The 18,826-nt window shown below is 66.2% G+C and carries 18 protein-coding genes; 11 read left to right on the forward strand and 7 right to left on the reverse strand.

All coding sequences use genetic code 11. From position 1 onward, the window contains the following. Window positions 1-19: 19 nt before the first annotated feature. Both LE190_RS12235 and LE190_RS12240 read right to left on the reverse strand, forming a co-directional pair. Window positions 20-583: a YceI family protein gene (locus LE190_RS12235; protein ID WP_225238964.1), complete on the reverse strand. Its 564-nt coding sequence runs from the start codon at window positions 581-583 to the stop codon at window positions 20-22. Further along, entirely contained in the window at window positions 580-1,134 is a 555-nt protein-coding gene (locus tag LE190_RS12240; RefSeq protein WP_225238965.1) for a cytochrome b, read from the reverse strand. Before LE190_RS12240 ends, LE190_RS12235 begins: the two co-directional genes overlap by 4 nt. 204 nt (window positions 1,135-1,338) lie before the next feature. Between LE190_RS12240 and LE190_RS12245 the strand changes: the two genes are divergently transcribed. After that, entirely contained in the window at window positions 1,339-3,306 is a 1,968-nt protein-coding gene (locus LE190_RS12245; RefSeq protein ID WP_225238966.1) for a TOL_0244 family TonB-dependent receptor, read from the forward strand. 134 nt (window positions 3,307-3,440) lie between these two features. Here LE190_RS12245 and purB read toward each other — a convergent pair whose 3' ends face one another. After that, on the reverse strand, window positions 3,441-4,820 hold the full coding sequence (gene purB, locus LE190_RS12250; RefSeq protein WP_225238967.1) for an adenylosuccinate lyase: 1,380 nt from the start codon (window positions 4,818-4,820) through the stop codon (window positions 3,441-3,443). Between the two features lie 157 nt (window positions 4,821-4,977). Between purB and LE190_RS12255 the strand changes: the two genes are divergently transcribed. Both LE190_RS12255 and LE190_RS12260 read left to right on the forward strand, forming a co-directional pair. Continuing rightward, entirely contained in the window at window positions 4,978-5,592 is a 615-nt protein-coding gene (locus tag LE190_RS12255) for a glutathione S-transferase C-terminal domain-containing protein (protein ID WP_225238968.1), read from the forward strand. After that, window positions 5,589-6,518, forward strand: a complete 930-nt coding sequence (locus LE190_RS12260; RefSeq protein WP_224947538.1) for a PfkB family carbohydrate kinase — start codon at window positions 5,589-5,591, stop codon at window positions 6,516-6,518. The genes LE190_RS12255 and LE190_RS12260 overlap by 4 nt, the downstream gene beginning before the upstream one ends. A gap of 52 nt (window positions 6,519-6,570) precedes the next feature. Here LE190_RS12260 and bfr read toward each other — a convergent pair whose 3' ends face one another. Then, window positions 6,571-7,041 (reverse strand): bacterioferritin, encoded by a 471-nt coding sequence (bfr, locus tag LE190_RS12265; protein ID WP_224947537.1) that lies wholly within the window; start codon window positions 7,039-7,041, stop codon window positions 6,571-6,573. Window positions 7,042-7,146: 105 nt separating this feature from the next. After that, window positions 7,147-7,356, reverse strand: coding sequence for a (2Fe-2S)-binding protein (locus LE190_RS12270; protein ID WP_225238969.1), 210 nt, complete (start codon window positions 7,354-7,356; stop codon window positions 7,147-7,149). A gap of 250 nt (window positions 7,357-7,606) precedes the next feature. Between LE190_RS12270 and LE190_RS12275 the strand changes: the two genes are divergently transcribed. The 3 genes from LE190_RS12275 to LE190_RS12285 are packed head-to-tail and all read left to right on the forward strand — an operon-like array spanning window position 7,607 to window position 10,035. Further along, window positions 7,607-7,864, forward strand: coding sequence for a FeoA family protein (locus LE190_RS12275; protein ID WP_225238970.1), 258 nt, complete (start codon window positions 7,607-7,609; stop codon window positions 7,862-7,864). A 3-nt stretch (window positions 7,865-7,867) separates the two neighbouring features. Beyond that, window positions 7,868-9,748 (forward strand): ferrous iron transporter B, encoded by a 1,881-nt coding sequence (feoB, locus tag LE190_RS12280; protein ID WP_225238971.1) that lies wholly within the window; start codon window positions 7,868-7,870, stop codon window positions 9,746-9,748. 2 nt (window positions 9,749-9,750) lie between these two features. Next, window positions 9,751-10,035 (forward strand): DUF6587 family protein, encoded by a 285-nt coding sequence (locus tag LE190_RS12285; protein WP_225238972.1) that lies wholly within the window; start codon window positions 9,751-9,753, stop codon window positions 10,033-10,035. A gap of 34 nt (window positions 10,036-10,069) precedes the next feature. Here LE190_RS12285 and LE190_RS12290 read toward each other — a convergent pair whose 3' ends face one another. Together LE190_RS12290 and LE190_RS12295 are read right to left on the reverse strand one after the other, a co-directional pair. After that, window positions 10,070-10,444, reverse strand: a complete 375-nt coding sequence (locus LE190_RS12290; protein WP_439847490.1) for a COG4315 family predicted lipoprotein — start codon at window positions 10,442-10,444, stop codon at window positions 10,070-10,072. A gap of 41 nt (window positions 10,445-10,485) precedes the next feature. Continuing rightward, window positions 10,486-11,373, reverse strand: a complete 888-nt coding sequence (locus LE190_RS12295; protein WP_225238973.1) for a DUF72 domain-containing protein — start codon at window positions 11,371-11,373, stop codon at window positions 10,486-10,488. Between the two features lie 82 nt (window positions 11,374-11,455). On the opposite strand from LE190_RS12295, the gene LE190_RS12300 reads away from it, so the two are divergent. The 5 genes from LE190_RS12300 (at window position 11,456) to LE190_RS12320 (ending at window position 18,778) form a co-directional block, all read left to right on the forward strand. Next, entirely contained in the window at window positions 11,456-12,127 is a 672-nt protein-coding gene (locus LE190_RS12300) for a glutathione S-transferase (protein WP_225238974.1), read from the forward strand. Between the two features lie 236 nt (window positions 12,128-12,363). Continuing rightward, a complete protein-coding gene (locus LE190_RS12305) occupies window positions 12,364-13,863 on the forward strand; it encodes a DUF1800 domain-containing protein (RefSeq protein ID WP_225238975.1) in 1,500 nt (499 codons plus the stop codon). After that, window positions 13,863-15,215 carry a DUF1501 domain-containing protein gene (locus tag LE190_RS12310; RefSeq protein ID WP_225238976.1) on the forward strand — a complete coding sequence of 451 codons (1,353 nt, stop codon included), beginning with the start codon at window positions 13,863-13,865 and terminating at the stop codon, window positions 15,213-15,215. The genes LE190_RS12305 and LE190_RS12310 overlap by 1 nt, the downstream gene beginning before the upstream one ends. 6 nt (window positions 15,216-15,221) lie before the next feature. After that, complete coding sequence (locus LE190_RS12315; RefSeq protein WP_225238977.1) at window positions 15,222-17,819, forward strand: DUF4214 domain-containing protein; 2,598 nt, start codon at window positions 15,222-15,224, stop codon at window positions 17,817-17,819. Continuing rightward, a complete protein-coding gene (locus LE190_RS12320) occupies window positions 17,816-18,778 on the forward strand; it encodes a DUF4214 domain-containing protein (protein WP_225238978.1) in 963 nt (320 codons plus the stop codon). The genes LE190_RS12315 and LE190_RS12320 overlap by 4 nt, the downstream gene beginning before the upstream one ends. The last annotated feature ends 48 nt before the right edge of the window (window positions 18,779-18,826 follow it).

Raw genomic sequence — 18,826 nt, forward strand, 5'->3', positions numbered from 1 at the left:
AGGCAGGTGGGACGGGAGATTACTGGGCCGCGGTGACGCGGAACTTGATGACGACTTCATCGGCGACCATGCCGGTGTCCTTCCATTCGCCTTCGCCGATATGGAAGGCCAGGCGCCTGATCGGCAGCTGACCCTCGAACACGTGCTTGCCGCCTTCCGCCTTCACGCTCAGGGGAAAGCGCACGTCGGCGCTGCGGCCCTTGATGGTGAGCTTGCCGGAAACGTTCAGCTTGCCCGCGCCGGCCGGCGCGATCGCCGAGGACACGAAACTGGCCTTCGGGAACTGGGCGACGTTGAACCATTCTTTCTTGGCCACTTCCTTGTTGTAGTCCGGATCGCCCAGGTCGAAGCTGGCGGTCTGGATCTCGACGCTGGCCCTGGACGCCGCCGGCCTGGCGGCGTCGTAGTCGATCTGTGCGCTGAACTGCCTGAATTGCGCATCGACCGGCACGCCCATTTGCTTGAAGGTGATGGTGACGCTGCTTTTCGCCGGATCGGTCTTGAGCGGCGCGGCGCCGGCCAGGGCGCTGGCGAAGACGCCGGCCAGCAGCAGGCCGCGCAGCGGACGGGTAAATGCTTTCATGGTGACTCCTTGGGGGGTGTAGCAGGGCCCGGCAGCATGCGCGCCATGACGCCATCGCGGTCGACCAGCAGGTGCTTGAACGCGGCCGCCACGTGCAGGCCGACCAGCAGGGCCAGCAGCATGTTGAGCCAATAGTGGACATCCTTCAGCACGGTTTTCAGGGCGGGATCGGCCCCGATCAGCACCGGCAGTTCAAGGATGCCGAAATAGACGACCGGCACCCCGGCCGCCAGGCTGTAGAAATAGCCGGACAGCGGCACACCGAACATCAGGAGGTAGAGCAGCCAGTGCAGGCCATGGGCCGCGCCGCGCTGCCAGGCCGGCATCTCGTCGGCATATACGGGCGGGTGGCGCAGCAGGCGCCACAGCAGGCGTAGCGCCGCCAGGCCGAGCACGGTCACGCCGGCCCATTTATGCCACGAGAAATACTTGAGCTTGGTTGGCGTCAGGCCCGGGATGTCGGTCATCACCAGGCCGAGGGTAAACGTAGCAACGATCAGCAACGCGATCAGCCAGTGCAGGACGATGGCCGTGGTAGTGTAGCGGTGCATAAAAAGTTCTTTTTTTGAAAGTTGTACGCGTTAGGACTAACTATACCAGTCTTTATCGGGCATTGCTCCGCCCAGGGTTTTTTGCCGGGTACACTAGCACGGAATGCAAAAACTGCACAGTTACAGCCAAGGAATGTAAAATCGCGCAACGACTTTTTTTCGCAAAAATTACTGGCGCACTCATATGATGCCAGAGGGCAAAATATGACCGTTCAACCCAGCGTTCCGCGCGCTTTGTTACCGACCTCGAACCTGCTGGCCACCGTCAGCCTGGTTTTGTGCCTGGCACCGGCGGCGCAAGCGATGCCGTCTCAGCCGGGCGACAACCTGGCCGACCTGTCGATCGAAGAGCTGGCCAATATTCCGGTCATGTCCGTCTCCAAGCGCCCCGAGCGCTTGCAGGACGCCGCTGCGGCCGTGTTCGTCATCACCGCCGACGACATTCGCCGCTCGGGTGCCGCCACGCTGCCGGAAGTGCTGCGCCTGGCCCCGAACCTGCACGTGGCGCGGATTAACGGCTACAGCTATTCGATCAGTGCGCGCGGCATGAACCAGAGCGGCAACAGCTATTCGAACAAGCTGCTGGTGCTGATCGACGGCCGCTCGGTCTATACCCCGCTGTTTTCCGGCGTGTTCTGGGATGCCCAGGAAGTGCTGCTCGAAGACGTCGAACGTATCGAAGTAGTCAGCGGCCCCGGTGGCGTGCTGTGGGGCCTGAATGCGGTCAACGGCGTCATCAACATCACCACCCGTTCCGCGCGCGACACCCAGGGCAGCCTGGCGGCCGTGCAGGCCGCCACCGACGGCGCCACCGTCTCCTACCGCCACGGTGGCACCCTGGAGAACGGCATTGCCTGGCGCGTGTTCGGCAAGACCACCCGGCGCGACGACAGCGAACTGGCCAGCGGTGACCTGGTGGACGACGCCTACCGCCGCAGCCTGGTGGGCATGCGCGCCGACTGGGAACGCGGGATGGACCGTTACAGCCTGGTCGGCAATGCCTACCGCGGCCGCTTCGACCAGCCGGCGCCGGGCGAGATCGCCGCGCCCGGCGTGCCCGCCACCCTGGGCCGGGTGCGCTCGGACGGCGTCAACCTGAGCGCGCGCTGGGAGCGGCGGCTTGGCGACGGCGCCAGCCTGATGGCGCAGGCCTATGTCGACCACACGCTGCGCCGCGCCGAACCCTTGTTCGGCGAGCGCCTGACCACCACCGACCTGCAGTTCCAGCACACCCTGGCCGCCGTCGGCCGCCACCGGATCGTCTGGGGCGCGAACTACCGCCACAGCCGCGACCGGGTCGACAACAGCGCTACCGTCGCCTTCCTGCCGGCGCGCACCACCCAGCAATGGGCCAGCCTGTTCGCGCAGGACGAGCTCACCCTGCACCAGGACTGGTACCTGACCCTGGGTAGCCGCCTCGAGTACAACGAATACACCGGAACGGAGTGGCTGCCGAATGCGCGCCTGTCCTGGCGCCTGTCTGCGCAGCACGCGCTGTGGGCAGCCGCCTCGCGCACCGTGCGCGCGCCCTCGCGCCTCGACGTCGACGCCTTCCTGCCTGGCCGTCCGCCTTACCTGCTGCGCGGCGGACCGCAGGTACGCGGCGAAGTGGCCAAGGTATTCGAGCTGGGCTACAGGGGCAACCCGGTGCCCGCGCTTGCGTATTCGGCGACCCTGTTCCACCACGATTACGATCACCTGCGCACCACCGAGACCAATCCGGCCGGCTTCATCACCTTCGACAGCCTGATGGAAGGGCGCTCGAGCGGCATCGAGGCCTGGGGCAGCTGGCAGGCGGCCGGGCGCTGGCGCCTGTCGGCCGGCTGGACCGCCATGCACCAGAAGCTGCAGCTGAAGCCGGGCAGCGGCGACGTCAACGCCACCCGCGTAGCCGAGCGCGACCCGGCGCATACTTTTCAGCTACGCTCGGTCTACGGCATCGACGACCGGCGCGACCTCGAGCTCACGCTGCGCAAGGTGGCGGGCAAATCCTTCCCGGAAGTGCCGTCCTATACGGCGCTCGACGCGCGCTTCGGCTGGCGCATCCAGCCGGGGCTGGAGCTGGCGCTGACCGGCGAGAACCTCACCGGCGGGCACGGGGAATACGGGACGGTCCTGTACCGGGCCGAGATCGCGCGCCGGCTCGGGGTCAAGCTGATGTGGGAGTATTGAGGAGGGGGGCGTAGGGTGGGCAGATTTTCTGCCCACGCGGTGATGGTTTGCAGCGAGATCATCTGGCGCGATAACGGAGCCGGTAATGATCACTGCGGATCACCGCGTGGGCGGGAGGACCCGCCCACCCTACATCAGATGGCTTTCGCCAGCTCGGCCGCCAGGCCGGTGTAGTTCGCCGGCGTCATTTGCAGCAGCAGGTCCTTCGGTTCCTGCGGGATCGCCAGCTTGCCGATGAATTCCTGCAGCGCTTCACGGGTAATGCCCTTGCCGCGGGTGAGCTCCTTGAGCTGCTCGTACGGATTCTCGATGCCGTAGCGGCGCATCACGGTCTGCACCGGCTCGGCCAGCACTTCCCAGCTCGCGTCCAGGTCTGCTTCTAGGCGGGCCGCGTTCACTTCCAGCTTGTTCAGGCCGCGCAGGCAGCTGTCGTAGGCCAGTAGCGCGTAGCCGAAGCCGACGCCGATGTTGCGCAGCACGGTCGAATCGGTCAGGTCGCGCTGCATGCGCGAGACCGGCAGCTTTTCGGCCATGTGGCGCAGCACCGCGTTAGCCAGGCCCAGGTTGCCTTCCGAGTTCTCGAAGTCGATCGGATTGACCTTGTGCGGCATGGTCGACGAACCGATCTCGCCGGCCTTGAGTTTCTGCTTGAAGTAGCCGAGCGAGACGTAGGTCCAGATGTCGCGGTTCAGGTCGAGCAGGATGGTGTTGGCGCGCGCGATGGCGTCGAACATCTCGGCCATGTAGTCGTGCGGCTCGATCTGGATGGTGTACGGATTGAAGTCGAGGCCCAGGCGGTTTTCGATCACGTCCTTCGAAAACGCCGGCCAGTCGAAGCCCGGGTAGGCCGACAGGTGTGCATTGTAGTTGCCGACCGCGCCGTTCATCTTGCCGAGGATCTCGACGTCGGCGATGCGTTTCACCGCGCGTTGCAGGCGCGCCACCACGTTGGCGAATTCCTTGCCGAGCGTGGTCGGGCTCGCGGTCTGGCCGTGGGTGCGCGACAGCATCGGCAGTTCGGCGTTCGCATGGGCGATCTCGGTCAGCCTGGCGATGATGTTCTGGAGGGCCGGCAGCAGCACGCCATCGCGCGCGGCTTTGAGCATCATGCCGTGCGAGGTGTTGTTGATGTCCTCCGAGGTGCAGCCGAAGTGGATGAATTCGCTCGCCGCCACCAGTTCCGGCACGTCCTTCACCTGTTCCTTGAGCCAGTATTCCACCGCCTTGACGTCGTGGTTGGTGACCGCCTCGATCTCCTTGATGCGCGCCGCTTCCACGTCACCGAAGTTCGCGGCCATGCGCTCGAGGTGGGCGTTCGCTTCGCTGGAGAAGGGCTTGATCTCGGGAAAACCGGCCTGCGACAGCGCCTGCAGCCACGCGATCTCGACCTTCACGCGGTGGTGCATGAAGCCCGCTTCGGACAGGATCGGACGCAGCTTGTCGGTTTTCGACGCGTAGCGGCCATCCAGCGGAGACAGGGCCGAGAGGGTAGGGGAGGGTACGGTAGAGGTCATGGCGGGCGGTCCGTGCAAAAACGCGGATTTTACCACCGGCCCGGGCGCTGGGCCTTGCGCGCGCGGCTTGCAGGGGCATCCGAAAGGCCGCTCCGGCGCAGACAACCGGCAAAATGGCAATGCTATACTGGTTGCCAATTTTCTTCCCCGGGCCTCTATGAAACTCATCGGTTCAGTCACCAGTCCCTATGTGCGTAAAGTCCGTGTCGTGATGGCGGACAAAAAGCTCGACTTCAGCTTTGAACAGGAAAATGTCTGGGTGCCGGAGACCACGATCCAGCAGGTGAACCCGCTGGGCAAGATCCCCTGCCTCGTGATGGAAGACGGCAGCACCCTGTACGACTCGCGCGTGATTGCCGAATACCTCGACACCATTTCCCCCGTCTGCAAGCTGCTGCCGCCGAACGGCCGCGACCGCACCGAGGTCAAGGTCTGGGAAGCGCTGGCCGACGGCGTGCTCGATGCCGCCATCCTGGTCTTCCTCGAGCGCCGCGAGCGAGCGCCCGAGCAGCAGAGCGCCAAATGGATCGAACGGCAGATGGGCAAGGTGCATGCTGGCCTGCGCGAGATGTCGGCGCGGCTGGGCGAATCGGCCTACTGCATGGGCATCCACTACACCCTGGCCGACGTCGCCGTCGGCTGCGCCCTGGGCTGGCTGGGTTTCCGCTTCCCCGATATCGACTGGCGCGGCGACTACCCGAACCTGGCACGGCTGGCCGACAAACTCGCCGAACGGCCTTCGTTCCGCGACACCGTGCCATTCGCCGCGTGAGCGCCGCGGCCCCGGTCGCCGTCTTCGGCGAAGCCCTGGTCGACGACTTCGGCAGCGAGCAGGTGGTCGGCGGCGCCCCGTTCAATGTGGCGCGCCACCTGGCCGCCTTCATGGCGCCCCAGCTGATGCTGACCCGGATCGGCCAGGACCAGCCGGGCCAGGCGGTGCGCGCCGAATTCGAACGCTTCGCCATGAGCGCGGCCGGGCTGCAGGTCGATCCGATCGAGGAAACCGGCCGTGTGCTGGTCGAGCGCCTGGCGCGCGGCCACCGCTTCACGATCCTGCCGCACCAGGCCTACGACTTCATCGACCGCGAACAGGCGCTGGCGGCGCTGGCGCAGTGCCAGCCGGGCGCCGTCTATTTCGGTACGCTGGCACAGCGCGGCGAGCGCTCGCGCGGCACCCTGGCGGCGCTGCTCGAGGCCACGCCGGCGCTGCGCTACCTCGACCTGAACCTGCGCGACGGCCAGGTGGACGAGCGCATCGTCACCCGCGCGCTGCAGGCGGCCCACGTCGCCAAGGTCAACGAAGAAGAACTGCAGGCCCTGTTCGGCTGGTATTTCCAGATCAAGCCGGACGATCCGCCATTGGCGGCCGAGGAAGTGCGCGCCTCCTGCCAGGCGCTGCTGCAGATGTTCTCGCTCGACGCGCTGATCGTCACCCTGGGCCACCGCGGTTCGGTCTACTTCGGCGCGGACGGACAGGTGCTGATGCACAGGGATAATCCGGCGCCGCCCTTCGTGATCGACACGGTGGGAGCGGGCGATGCCTTCTCGGCGATTTTCCTGCTGGGGAAAGTCAGGGGCTGGCCGCTGGATGTCAGCCTGGCGCGGGCGAACGCCTTTGCCGGCGCGGTGTGCGCCATCCCGGGCGCGGTGCCGCGCGACCTGGGTTTCTACGACCAGTGGATGCTGAAGTGGCGCTGAGCCGGCCGAGCCCTGCATGGCGAGGGCGGACGCGCCGCCCACGCCATGATGCTCATTCGCCGATCTGGCTCTGCAGGTAGTTCTGGATGCCGACCTTGACGATCAGGTCGAGCTGCGTTTCCAGCCACTCGATGTGTTCCTCGGTATCCTCGAGGATCATCAGGAACAGGTCGCGCGTGACGTAGTCCGCCGCCGCTTCCGCCGCCGCGATGCCTTCCTTGACCGTCACCTGGGCCGCGCGCTCGAGCTTGAGGTCGCATTCCAGCATTTCCTGGGTCGATTCGCCGATCAGGATCTTGTGCAAGGCTTGCAGGTTGGGCAGGCCATCGAGCATCAGGATGCGGTCGATCAGCTTGTCGGCATGCTTCATCTCGCCGATCGACTCATCGTATTCCTTCTTCGCCAGCTTGCCGAAACCCCAGTGGCGGTACATGCGCGCATGCAGGAAATACTGGTTGATCGCGGTGAGCTCGTTGGTCAGCTGCGCATTGAGCAGCCGGATGATGTTGGGATCGCCCTTCATGGAGTGCTTTCGGTGGTGTGGATGCCAACATCATAGCAAACCACGGGCGCCGCCGGGGAGCCATGCACGTCCAGCCAGGCCGCAAAGGGCAGGGAAGAACCGCCCTCAGGCGGTTTGCGGGACGCGGTGCAGCTCGGTGACGACGGTCTTGCTTTCCAGGTGTTCGTGCAGCACTTCACGCGCATAGCTGACGCACTTGCCGCACATGGTGCCGACACCCAGCTCGCGGTGCAGTTCGGCCACGGACGAAATGCCCAGGTCGACCGCCTGGCGGATTTCACGGTCGGAGATGTTGTTGCAGACACAGACGATCATCGCTTCGATTTCCTTGCTGTTTTCACCATTTAAATGAGAATCAATCTCATTCGTGTTCTATTCTCCGTAAAATCGGCCGCGTTTGCAACAGGAATTTGTGCGGTCGGGCGCTTTTCACGGAATATGAACAAAGCGCAAATAGAAATAATTCGCATTTAGGTTTATGATGCGCATATCTGTCTCATCAGCGCTACATCCGCAAGCTGGCCTGTAGCGTTACCGAGTGCTTCATCTCTATCCGGACGCGATCATGACCCTTGCTCCTTCCCTCACCACGCTCGATGCCCTCCAGCCCGGCCAGAGCGCCACTGTGATCCACCTTGCACCGACGGGGCAGCAGGGCATTGGCGACGTCCAGCGCCGCCTGATGGAGCTCGGTTTCGTGCCGGGCGAGCGCATCCGCGTGCTCAAGCGCGTGATGGGTGGCCCGCTGGCGGTGAAGGTCGGCGAATCCACCTTCGCGCTGCGCCGCTTCGAAGCGGCGCTCGTCTCGATCAAGCCGGAATAAGCAATGGGTGTCATGGAACAACAGGTGGCGTCGCGCACGCCCCTGGTCGCACTGCTCGGCAACCCCAACTGCGGCAAGACCGCCCTGTTCAATCGCCTCACCGGCTCGCGCCAGAAGGTCGCGAACTACGCCGGCGTCACCATCGAACGCAAGGAAGGCAGTTTTACTTCTCCTGCCGGGCGCGCGTTCCGCGTGCTCGACCTGCCGGGCGCCTACAGCCTGAGTGCCCAGACGCCGGACGAAGCCATCACGCGCGACGTGGTGGCCGGCCTGCGCGCCGGCGAAGCGGCGCCCGACGCCGTCCTGTGCGTGGTGAACGCGACCAACCTGCGCCTGAACCTGCGCATGGTGCTGGAGCTCAAGCGCCTGGGCCTGCCAATGGTGCTGGTCCTGAACATGGTCGACGTCGCGAAGAAGCGCGGCATCACCATCGATACCGGCAAGCTGTCGGCGGCGCTGGGCATGCCAGTGGTCGAAACCATCGCCATCCAGGCCGGCGGCGAACAAGGCCTGCTGGCCGCACTGGACCGCATGGACTTCGACGTCAAGGTGCAGGCCAATCCGCTGTCGGCGATCGACGCGGTGCCGGTCGAGGAAACCCAGCGCGAAGTACGCCGCATCCTCGACCTCGCCGTCTCCACCAGCGGCGACCGCGGCAACCTCACCGAGAACATCGACAACGTGGTGCTGCACCCGGTGTTCGGGCCGCTCATCCTGGCGGCACTGATGTTCCTGATCTTCCAGGCCGTGTTCAGCTGGGCCGGCACCCCGATGGACCTGATCGAGGCCGGCGTGGGTGCGCTGGGCCAACAGGTCGGCCTCCTGCTGGGCGAAGGCGTGCTGCACAGCCTGATCGTGGACGGCATCATCGCCGGCGTCGGCAGCGTGCTGGTGTTCCTGCCGCAGATCCTGATCCTGTTCTTCTTCATCCTGCTGCTCGAAGACGTGGGCTACCTGCCGCGCGCCGCCTTCCTGCTCGACCGCATCATGGGCAGCGTGGGCCTGTCGGGCCGCGCCTTCCTGCCGCTGCTGTCGTCGTTTGCCTGCGCCATCCCCGGCATCATGGCCGCGCGCACCATCCAGAACCCACGCGACCGCCTGGTGACGATCATGATCGCACCGCTCATGACCTGCTCGGCGCGCCTGCCCGTGTATGCCTTGCTCATCGCGGCCTTCATCCCGGACCGCGAGGTCGCGGGCCTGATGAACCTGCAAGGCCTGGTGCTGTTCGTGCTGTACATGGCCGGCATCCTGAGCGCCATGGCGGTGGCCTGGTTCATGAAGCGCCGCAGCGACTACAAGCAGCACGCGCTGATGATGGAACTGCCGGCCTACCACTGGCCGCAGCCGGGCGCGCTGGCCATGGGCCTGTGGGAACGCGCCAAGATCTTCCTGAAGCGGGTCGGCACCCTGATCCTCACCATGATGGTCCTGCTCTGGGTGCTGTCGAGCTTCCCGGGCGCACCGGAAGGCGCGACCCATCCGCCGGTGTACTACAGCGTGGCCGGCATGATCGGCCGCGGCCTGGAATTCCTGCTGGCCCCGATCGGCTTCGGCTGGGAGATCGCGATCGCCCTGGTGCCCGGCATGGCCGCGCGCGAAGTGGCGGTCGGGGCCCTGGGCCAGGTGTATGCGCTGTCGGGCGGCGACGAAGTCGGCAACACCCTGGCGCCGCTGATCGCGCAATCCTGGTCGCTGGCCACCGGACTGTCGCTGCTCACCTGGTACGTCTACGCGCCGCACTGCCTGCCGACGCTGGCCACCGTGGCGCGCGAAACCGGCAGCCGCCGCTACGCCTGGATCATGGCCGGCTACATGTTCAGCCTGGCCTACGTGGCGGCGTTCATCGTCTACCGCGTGACGCTGTACTTCACGGGAGCCTAGCCATGTGGCAGGAGCTGTGGCAAGGGCTGGCCGTCGGGATCATCGTTGCGATAGCCGTGCTCTACGTCGGCGCGAAATACCTGCCCGACAGCTGGCGCCGCGCCATCGTGCATCGCCTGTCGCAGGGCGGGCGCCAGTCGACGCTGGTGAAATGGCTCGACACCTCGGCCAGCTGCGGCAGCGGCTGCAATAACTGTAACAGCGGCAATACCTGCGGACCGGCCGAGCCGGTGGCGCCAACCGGGCAAGGCAAGGGCAAGGTCATCAAGATCCACGAGCGGCGCTGAACCAGCCGCCGCCAGGCCTTATCCTTTGCGCCGGCTAGTCACCCGCGACCACGTGCCAGGCGCCGCCGACGCCGTCCCCCGTCCGGTCTCCCGCTTTCTTGTCCTTCACGAAGGTGTACAGCGGCTTGCCCTTGTGCGCCAGCTGCTTGCCGCCGTCTTCGCGCGTGACGACCGAATAGGGCGCGGCCGGCGTTCCTTGCGCCATCACCGGCGGCCAGTTGGTCGCGCAGGTGGCGACACAGCTGCTCTTGCCGCTGCCCGGTGTGTCCTTGTCATAGGTGTAGACCGTCATGCCGGCGCTGTCGACGAGAACGCCGTTGACGTTGCGCAGGGGCGCGCCGTCGGCGGCCAGCAGGGTGGTGGAAAACAGCAGGGTAGAAACAGCGGTGCTGACGCGAAGCATGTTCATCATGGCCTCCTGGTCGTTCACTGCGTGGATGGACTTCCATTCTAGTCCCCCGGCGCCATGGCATCCACCGCGGCGATCAGGCGCCGCGCGTCGTAGGGCGCATGCACCTTGATGTCGTTGTCGAAGTAGCAGTAGACGTCGCGTGCCTTGCGCGCTGGCGGCGGCTGCGGCGACACCAGGCGCGCGCCTTGCGGCTGGCGGCCATGGCGCCAGGCGTGGATGCGCGCGGCCCAGGCGGCGATCGCCGCGTCTTCGTAGCCGCTGGCGTACAGTTCCTTGTCGCCATGCAGGCGGATGTAGACGAAGTCGGCCGTCACGTCTTCGCACAGCGGCCAGCGGCCGGCGGTGTCGGCCACCACCAGCGCCACGTTGTAGCGGCGCAGCATGGCAATGAAGGCGGGGTCGATGAAGCTGTCATGCCGGATTTCCACCGCATGCCGCATCGGACGCCTGGGCCCGGCGTCGAGCGCCACCCGTCCTTCCATGCGCGGCTGGTACTGCAGGGCCAGTTCGCGGGCGGCATCGGTATCCTGCGGCAGCAGCGACAGGAAATGCTCGAAGCGCTGCGGCTCGAATTTCACGACCGGCGGGAATTGCCACAGGACCGGACCGAGCTTCTCGCGCAATGCGAACATGCCCGAGGCCAGCACGTTGGCGAGCGGGCCCTCGATGTCCTTCAGCTTCAGCATGTGGGTAATGAAGCGGTTGCCCTTGACCGCGAACACGAAGCCGGGCGGGGTCGCCGCATGCCAGGCGGCATAGCTCTCGGGCCGCTGCAGCGAGTAGAAGGAGCCGTTGATCTCGATGGTGGGCAGCTGGCCGGCGGCGTATTCCAGCTCGCGGTGCTGGGCCAGCCCCTTTGGATAGAACACGCCGCGCCACGGCACGTAGCGCCAGCCGGAAATGCCGATGTAGACCGATCCGCTCATGGGGAAAGGATACGCTGACGGGTCCGCCGGCAGGCGCACGGCATGCTAAGCTGGCAACTTGTCGAACTCTGCGGGAACCTCCATGATCGTCGTCCATCACCTGAACAACTCGCGCTCGCAGCGCATCCTGTGGCTGCTCGAGGAACTCGGGCTCGCCTACGAGATCAAGAAGTACCAGCGTGACCCGAAGACGATGCTGGCGCCGCCCGAACTGAAGGCGGTGCACCCGCTCGGCAAGTCGCCGGTGATCACCGACGACGGACTGGTGGTGGCGGAATCCGGCGCGATCGTCGAGTATCTCACTGGCCGCTACGGCAACGGGCGCCTGGTGCCGGCCGCCGGCACGCCCGAGCGCCTGCGCTACACCTATTACCTGCATTTCGCCGAAGGCTCGGCGATGCCGCCGCTGCTGATGAAGCTGGTGTTCGACAAGGTCGAGAACGGGCCGATGCCCTTCTTTGCGAAACCGATCGCGCGCGCGATCGCACGCAAGGTGAAGCAGGCTTTCATCATGCCGAACATCCGCAGCCAGCTCGATTTCCTGGAAGCCGAACTCGGCAAGTCGACCTGGTTCGCCGGCGAGGAATTCAGCGCCGCCGACATCCAGATGAGCTTTGCGCTGGAAGCGGCCGCATCGCGCGGCGGGCTGGGGAGCCAGTATCCTAAGCTGGCGGACTTCCTGCGCAGGATCCATGCGCGGCCGGCTTACCAGCGTGCGCTGGAGCGGGGCGGCAACTACGATTATGCGAAGTAAGTATCTTTTTGACTACAAAAAGCGGGGTATTTATTCGTTCTTAATTGTTGGTTATGAATTCTCGCGTGCATAATGGATGAGTTTCCCACGCTGGAGTTCTCATGCCCACCCATCCACGCCTTTCCCGCGCGCGGGCCTGGCTCATTTCCGCCATTATCCTGCTTGCCGGGTGCAGCCGCGATGGCGCTCTGCCGGCCGAATCCCCTAGTGCCTCGTCCGGTCAGGTCAAGCCAGTCGTGGCCAGTTCCGTTACGCGTTATGCGGCGGCACGCTTTGCCGACCAGGTAAGTTTCGGGGCGACGCCGGCCCTGGTTGCCGATATCCAGGCCAAGGGATTCGAGCGCTGGATCGACGAACAGTTTGCCATGCCGGTGTCGAAGGTCGATACCGCACCGATCGCGCGCTATGACAGCCAGAATCCGGAGGCAAGCAATTTCGCCTACAGGTATTCGAACCGGGCACTGTACGCCTCCTTCCTGACGGCGCCGGACCAGTTGCGCCGCCGCGTCAGCTGGTCCCTGTCGCAATTCATCGTAGTATCGATGGCAAAGGTCGAGCCCTACGGTGGCATGAGCTATTCAAACTTCCTGCAGCAGCATGCCTTTGGCAATTATGGAGAGCTGATCCGGGCGGTGACGATGAATCCCCCGATGGGCGTCTACCTGGATAATCTCGAAAACCGGCCGACGAGCGATGAGTGCCGCTGGTGCGCGCCCAATGAAAACTATGCGCGCGAACTGATGCAATTGTTTACGCTGGGCGTGGTCAAGCTCAACCTCGATGGAAGCGTCCAGCGCGATGCGGCGGGCAGGCCGATCGAGACCTACAGCCAGAAGGATGTGGAAGAACTGGCGCGGGCCCTGACCGGCTGGCGCATGGAAGGCAATTCCGACCACCTGGACTATCGCCGCTACGACGGCGAACTGGTGCCGGATGCCTGGCGCGCCGCGCACGACCGTGGCGCCAAGGTCGTGCTCGGGCGTGCCTTTCCGGCTGGCGTCGAGGCACGCCAGGAGCTCGACACCATCGTCTCGCTCCTGATGTCGCACCAGAACATCGCGCCTTTCGTCAGCCTGCGCCTGATCCAGCACCTGGTCACCAGCGACCCGAGTCCGGCCTATATCGCCCGCATTGCCACGGTGTTCCGCGACAATGGCCAGGGCGTCGCCGGCGACATGAAGGCCGTCGTCAAGGCGATCCTGCTCGACCCGGACGCGCGCCGCGGCGACAAGCCCGGCGCCGATTCGCCGCAGTTCGGGAAGATGCGCGAGCCGGTGCTGTGGTACACGGGCCTGCTGCGCGGCCTGAACTGCAAGCGCGAAATGATGTGGAACGATATCCACGTGATGGCGCCTGGGCAGAAGCCATTCGACGCCCCCAGCGTGTTCAGTTTCTACCTGCCGACCGACCGCGCACCGGGCAGCAACCTGCTGGCGCCCGAACAGCGCCTGCTGACTTCCGAGGAACTGGCATGGCGGCTGATGAGCTTTGGCGATGCGGTCAAGCGCGCCGGTGCGGACTGCGACGCCAGCGCCTTCGGACGCGCGTTCAGCACCTCGCCCGCGGCCTTTGCCGACCTGGTCAGCGAGCGCTTCTTCCGTGGAGCGATGCCGGCCACGCTGCGCCAGACCCTGATCGACCTGGCGCCCACGACCTGGGGCGACACCCCCGATCTGAAAGCGATCAGCTTGCTGCAATTCGCCCTGGAAACCCCTTACTATGGAGTGATCCACTGATGGACCGCCGCCACTTTCTTCGTTTCGCCGGCGCCGCGCCGGTCGTCAGCATGCTCGGCGCGTCCAGCCTGTTGGAGTCCGCGCCTGCCCATGCCGCCGGCGACGATTACCGTGCCCTGGTAGTCGTGTTCCTCAGCGGCGGTAACGATGGCCTGAACAGCCTGGTGCCCACGGACGGCGCCTATAACGACTATGCCGGCGCGCGTCCCGAACTGGCGATCACGAAGAGCGTGCTTGCCACGCTGTCGGGCGCCAGCGGCGGCCATACCTATGGCATGCATCCGGCCCTGGCGCCGCTGGCGCCGCTCTACAACAGCGGACGCCTGGCATGGATCGCCAACGTGGGCCCGCTGGTGGCGCCGGCGACTGCGCGCCAGGTGATCGAGCGTAGCGTTCCGGTCCCGTCTTTCCTGTTGTCGCACAGCGACCAGATCATGTGGCAGCAGGGCTGGCTGGGCGACAGCGATGCCAGCGGCTGGGCCGGCCGTGCGCTGGAACTGCTGCCGACCGCCCTGCGCAACCAGGCCAATGCGGTCACCATGAATACCGACCGTACGCTGGTCCTGGGGCGCAACTCCCCGGTTTCCTTTCTGAGCCCGGGCGAGTCGCGCTACTGGGGCCAGGCCGACCTGGCGCAGCCCCAGGCGCCTGCCGCGCAAGCGCTGAACCGCATGGCGCGCTGGCAGTTTTCCAATCGCTATCAAGCCGAGTACGCCAGCACGCTCGGCCGCAGCGTCAGCGAATCGACCCTGTTCACGCAGATCGCGCTGGCCGCCAGGGAACCGGCCGGCAATTTCGGTGGCGACGATCTGTCGCGCGCCCTGCGCAAGCTGTCCTCGCTCATGCCCGTGTTCAAGCAGCGTGGCTTCAAGCGCCAGGTATTCCTGGTGCAGTGGGGCGGTTTCGATACCCATGCGATCCAGCGCGGCACCGGTCCCACCAGCCAGGACGCGCAGCTGGCGATCCTGGGGCGCGCCATGCAGGCCTTCGACCAGGCCAACATCGCCGCCGGCCTGGACCAGAACGTGGTGTCGCTGACCATGAGCGACTTCGGCCGCACCCTGCGCCAGGCTTCCGGCGGCGGCAGCGACCACGCCTGGGGCAACCACTGGTTCGCGATGGGCGGCCCGGTACGCGGCTGCCAGGTGGTCGGCACCCTGCCGAGCCTGACCCTGGGCGGACCGGACGACGCCGACCCGAACGGCGGCGGCCGTTTCGTGCCGACCATCTCGACCGACCAGGTGGGCGCCACGCTGATGCAGTGGCTGGGCCTGCCAGCGTCGGACTTCCACAATGTATTCCCGAACCTGGCCAACTTCAGCCAGAAAACCATCAACCTGCTGCACGCATAAGACATCATGGATATCAAGCTTACCGAAGGTAAGGACCGGTACGTCCATACCGTGCTCGAGGGTGAATGGCACAACTACCTTGCCCTGGGCGGCGACGACGAGATCCAGGTTTATCTCGGCAACGTCCTTGGCGGAGCCGGCAACGACCGCATCGTACAACTGCCCAGCAGCGACTGGTGGCGCCTGCTGACCGCCGCCTATTGGGATAGCCCGGGGAACGTCGTGGTCGACCTCGAGGCCGGCTGGGCACAGGACGGCTGGGGCACGCGCGACACCCTGGTCGGGGTCCAGAAGGTAGCCGGGAGCTGGGGCAACAACCAGCTCTACGGCACCAGCCTTGACAACGATTTCTTCGTGGGCGGCGGCGAGACCGTGGTCGATGGACGGGGCGGCGACGACCTGGTCGTCTTGCCGGACTTTCGCGACCAGAACGGTGGCCGGGCCCTGACCTTGTCCGAATTCAGGATCGCCGTCTCGATCGACGGACGCAGCGGTGTCCTGACCTGGGCCGGCAGGCCGGAGTTCAAGCTCACGTTCAGCAACGTGGAGCGCTTGACCGTCGGCGGCACGGATATCACCGTGGCGGTGGCCGATTTCATCCAGCCCGAACAAATGGCGAAGGAAGGCCTGGTCGGCGCCGACAGCAACCGCTGGAACGCTGGCAGTCCGCTCGGTACCGGCATCGCACTGAGCTTCGGCTTTGCCACCAGCGCTCCGGCCAGCGGTCCTGGCGCCAGCGGTTTCGCGGCCTTTAACGACGCGCAGAAGGCGGCGGTGCGCGCCATTCTCGACAGCGTGGCGCAGCTCACAGGCTTGAGTTTTCGTGAACAGGCTCCGGGCAGCGCCCAACTGCTGTTCGGCGCCAGCGACCAGTCCAGCACCAAGGGCATTGCCTTCATGCCGGGCCGGGCCAATGCGGGCCAGGTATGGATGGATACCGACTCGGTCCGCGACCTGACCCCGGGTTCGGAAGGCTACGCCGCCCTGCTGCACGAAATCGGCCACGCGCTCGGCCTGCGCCATCCGCGCAACGTCGATCCGGGCGATGCCTGGAGCGCCCAGTGGCGCGAGCAGGATGACGTCACCGGTTATTCGGTGATGGCCCACGGCGCCAGCAGCGATGGACTGTTCCCCTCGACCTGGGGCGCGCTCGACATCGCCGCGCTGCGCCACCTGTACGGCAGCCGCGCCGCGAACGCCGGCGACACCGTCTATGCGCTCGACGCCACCCGCTTCCAGGCGCAAACCAGCATCACCGACGATGGCGGCAACGACAGCATCGACGCCTCCAGCTCGGTCCTTGGCGTGTCGATCGACCTGACGCCGGGCAGCCTGTCGAGCGTCGGGGTGAGCGCGGCGGGTGCGGTGGCGGTGAACAACCTCGGCATCACGCCCGGCACCTGGATCGAGGCGGCGGTCGGCTCGCCCTACGACGATCTCCTGATCGGCAACCTCCGCGACAATGTCCTGCGCGGCGGCCTGGGCAACGACTGGATCGACGGCGCCGAAGGCAGCGACACCGCCGTCTTCGAAGGCCGGCGCGCCGACTACCTGCTCAGCACCGGCTTCGGCAAGGTGTTCGTTACCGCGCGCGACGGCAGCTCCGGTTTCGATACCCTGGTCAACATCGAGAAATTGCGCTTCGCCGACATCACGATCAGCTGGAACAATGCCGGCCTGGCCGCCGACGCCAGCATCGGCGTCGACCAGAACGCTGCTACCTCCGGCAAGCTGCCGGAAGCGAGCGACGGCGCGGTCGTCAGCTACAAGCTCAAGAGCGCGCCGGCGCATGGCAGCGTGACCCTGTCCGCGAACGGCAACTACGTCTATACGCCGGAGCGCGGCTACGCCGCCGAAGACCGCTTCACGTATACCGTCACCGACGCCAAGGGCAGCAACGACTACACCGCCTTCGTCGCCGTGCGCCAGCTGTCGGCCACGGTTGGCGGCGGCGAAGGCGCCGACAGCCTGGCCGGCAGCGCCGGCGACGACACGGTGCTGGCCGGCGCCGGCAACGACCGCATCGCCGCCAGCGCCGGCTGGGACCACATCAACGGCGGCGCCGGGGTCGACACGGTGAGCTACGCGGGGGGACGCGCCAGCATCACCCTGGCACGCAACGAGGATGGCAGCATCAGCGCCACCAAAGCCGGCGGCAGGGACCACCTGGTCGATGTCGAGCGCGTGCTGTTCGGCGACAAGACGGCGGTGGCCTTCGATATCGACGGCGCGGCCGGCCAGACCTACCGCATCTACCAGGCTGCGTTCGACCGTCCGGCCGACGCGGGCGGCCTCGGTTTCTGGCTCTACAACCTGGACAATGGCGTGGACGTGATCTCGGTCGCACAGGGCTTCCTGGAGTCGGCCGAAGCCATCAGGCTGTATGGCGCCAGCCCCACGGCCGAGGAATTCGTCGGCAAGCTGTACCAGAACGTGCTGCACCGCGCGCCCGAGCAGGCCGGCTTCGACTTCTGGGTTTCGGCCATCCGCGCGGGCTATTCGCGCGCCGACCTGCTGGCGCAGTTTGCCGAGAGCGCGGAAAACCGCGCCCAGGTGATCGCCGCCATCGAAGGCGGAATCGACTACACACCTTTCGGAACATGATGAAGTCACGCGTTTCCCGTTCTTTCCAGGCGCTGGCCTGCGCCGCCACGCTGCTGGCCGGCTGCGGCGGCAGCGCCGTCGAGGAGCCCCTGCCGCCTGCACGCACCGCCACCCCGGTGCCGGTCGCGCAGGCCGACCACGAGCGCATCGCCCAGCAGCTTTATCTGGCCTACCTGGGCCGCGCCGCCGATCCGGCCGGGCTGCAGTTCTTCGCCGGCGCCAGCAGCCGCGCCATGCTGCCGATGGACCTGGGCGCCATGTACTGGCGCTATGATGCCGATCCCGGACTGCGCCAGGTGCTCGACAGCCTGGCCGAGAGCCCGGAAGCCTTTGCCCTGTATTCCGGCGAACACGAAGCCGCGGTGACGGCCATGTACCGCAACCTGTTCAACCGCGAACCCGATCCCGGCGGCCTGGCCTTCTGGGCCGGCGCGCTGGAGAAGGGCATCCTCACCCGCGGCCAGGTGCCGGTGGCGCTGCTGGCTGGCGCCCACATCGACGACTTGCGGATGTTCGAACGCAAGGCCGAGGTGGCGGCCGCTTTCACCACCGCGCTGGATACGCCCGAGCGCGCGGCGACTTACCACGGCGAGGCCGCGGTGGCGGCGCTGCGCCAGGTGCTGGGCAAGGTGACCGTGGCTACCACCGAGGTCGAGGCCAGCGCGCTGGTGCAGGAGGCGCTGGCGCAGGTGGCCGCGTCGCCCGCCTTCCCGCGGGTGCAGGCGATCGTGCGCGCGCGCTGCGTGGCCTGCCATTCGGTGACGCCGACCATGCCGGGCTTTCACAGCGCCCCGCGCGGCATCCGCTTCGACACCCCGGAACAGATCCTGGCCGATGCGCGCCGCATCTACGTCAACGTGGTCGAGACCCAGTTCATGCCCTACGGGAACCAGACCAGCATGACCCAGGCCGAACGCGAGATGGTGCGCGCCTGGTACCAGGCCGGGGCGGGGCGATAGGGAATCGCCGCCAGCGCTCATCCGGCATGGGTATGCCGGATGAGTATT

Source organism: Massilia hydrophila (assembly GCF_020208145.1).
Taxonomy (GTDB): domain Bacteria; phylum Pseudomonadota; class Gammaproteobacteria; order Burkholderiales; family Burkholderiaceae_D; genus Telluria; species Telluria hydrophila.

Bases quoted from the DNA above. Each gene is read 5' to 3' on its own strand.
- LE190_RS12235 (WP_225238964.1), bottom strand. From the start codon at position 583: ATGAAAGCATTTACCCGTCCGCTGCGCGGCCTGCTGCTGGCCGGCGTC.
- LE190_RS12240 (WP_225238965.1), bottom strand. From the start codon at position 1,134: ATGCACCGCTACACTACCACGGCCATCGTCCTGCACTGGCTGATCGCG.
- LE190_RS12245 (WP_225238966.1), top strand. From the start codon at position 1,339: ATGACCGTTCAACCCAGCGTTCCGCGCGCTTTGTTACCGACCTCGAAC.
- purB (WP_225238967.1), bottom strand. From the start codon at position 4,820: ATGACCTCTACCGTACCCTCCCCTACCCTCTCGGCCCTGTCTCCGCTG.
- LE190_RS12255 (WP_225238968.1), top strand. From the start codon at position 4,978: ATGAAACTCATCGGTTCAGTCACCAGTCCCTATGTGCGTAAAGTCCGT.
- bfr (WP_224947537.1), bottom strand. From the start codon at position 7,041: ATGAAGGGCGATCCCAACATCATCCGGCTGCTCAATGCGCAGCTGACC.
- LE190_RS12270 (WP_225238969.1), bottom strand. From the start codon at position 7,356: ATGATCGTCTGTGTCTGCAACAACATCTCCGACCGTGAAATCCGCCAG.
- LE190_RS12275 (WP_225238970.1), top strand. From the start codon at position 7,607: ATGACCCTTGCTCCTTCCCTCACCACGCTCGATGCCCTCCAGCCCGGC.
- feoB (WP_225238971.1), top strand. From the start codon at position 7,868: ATGGGTGTCATGGAACAACAGGTGGCGTCGCGCACGCCCCTGGTCGCA.
- LE190_RS12285 (WP_225238972.1), top strand. From the start codon at position 9,751: ATGTGGCAGGAGCTGTGGCAAGGGCTGGCCGTCGGGATCATCGTTGCG.
- LE190_RS12290 (WP_439847490.1), bottom strand. From the start codon at position 10,444: ATGAACATGCTTCGCGTCAGCACCGCTGTTTCTACCCTGCTGTTTTCC.
- LE190_RS12295 (WP_225238973.1), bottom strand. From the start codon at position 11,373: ATGAGCGGATCGGTCTACATCGGCATTTCCGGCTGGCGCTACGTGCCG.
- LE190_RS12300 (WP_225238974.1), top strand. From the start codon at position 11,456: ATGATCGTCGTCCATCACCTGAACAACTCGCGCTCGCAGCGCATCCTG.
- LE190_RS12310 (WP_225238976.1), top strand. From the start codon at position 13,863: ATGGACCGCCGCCACTTTCTTCGTTTCGCCGGCGCCGCGCCGGTCGTC.
- LE190_RS12315 (WP_225238977.1), top strand. From the start codon at position 15,222: ATGGATATCAAGCTTACCGAAGGTAAGGACCGGTACGTCCATACCGTG.
- LE190_RS12320 (WP_225238978.1), top strand. From the start codon at position 17,816: ATGATGAAGTCACGCGTTTCCCGTTCTTTCCAGGCGCTGGCCTGCGCC.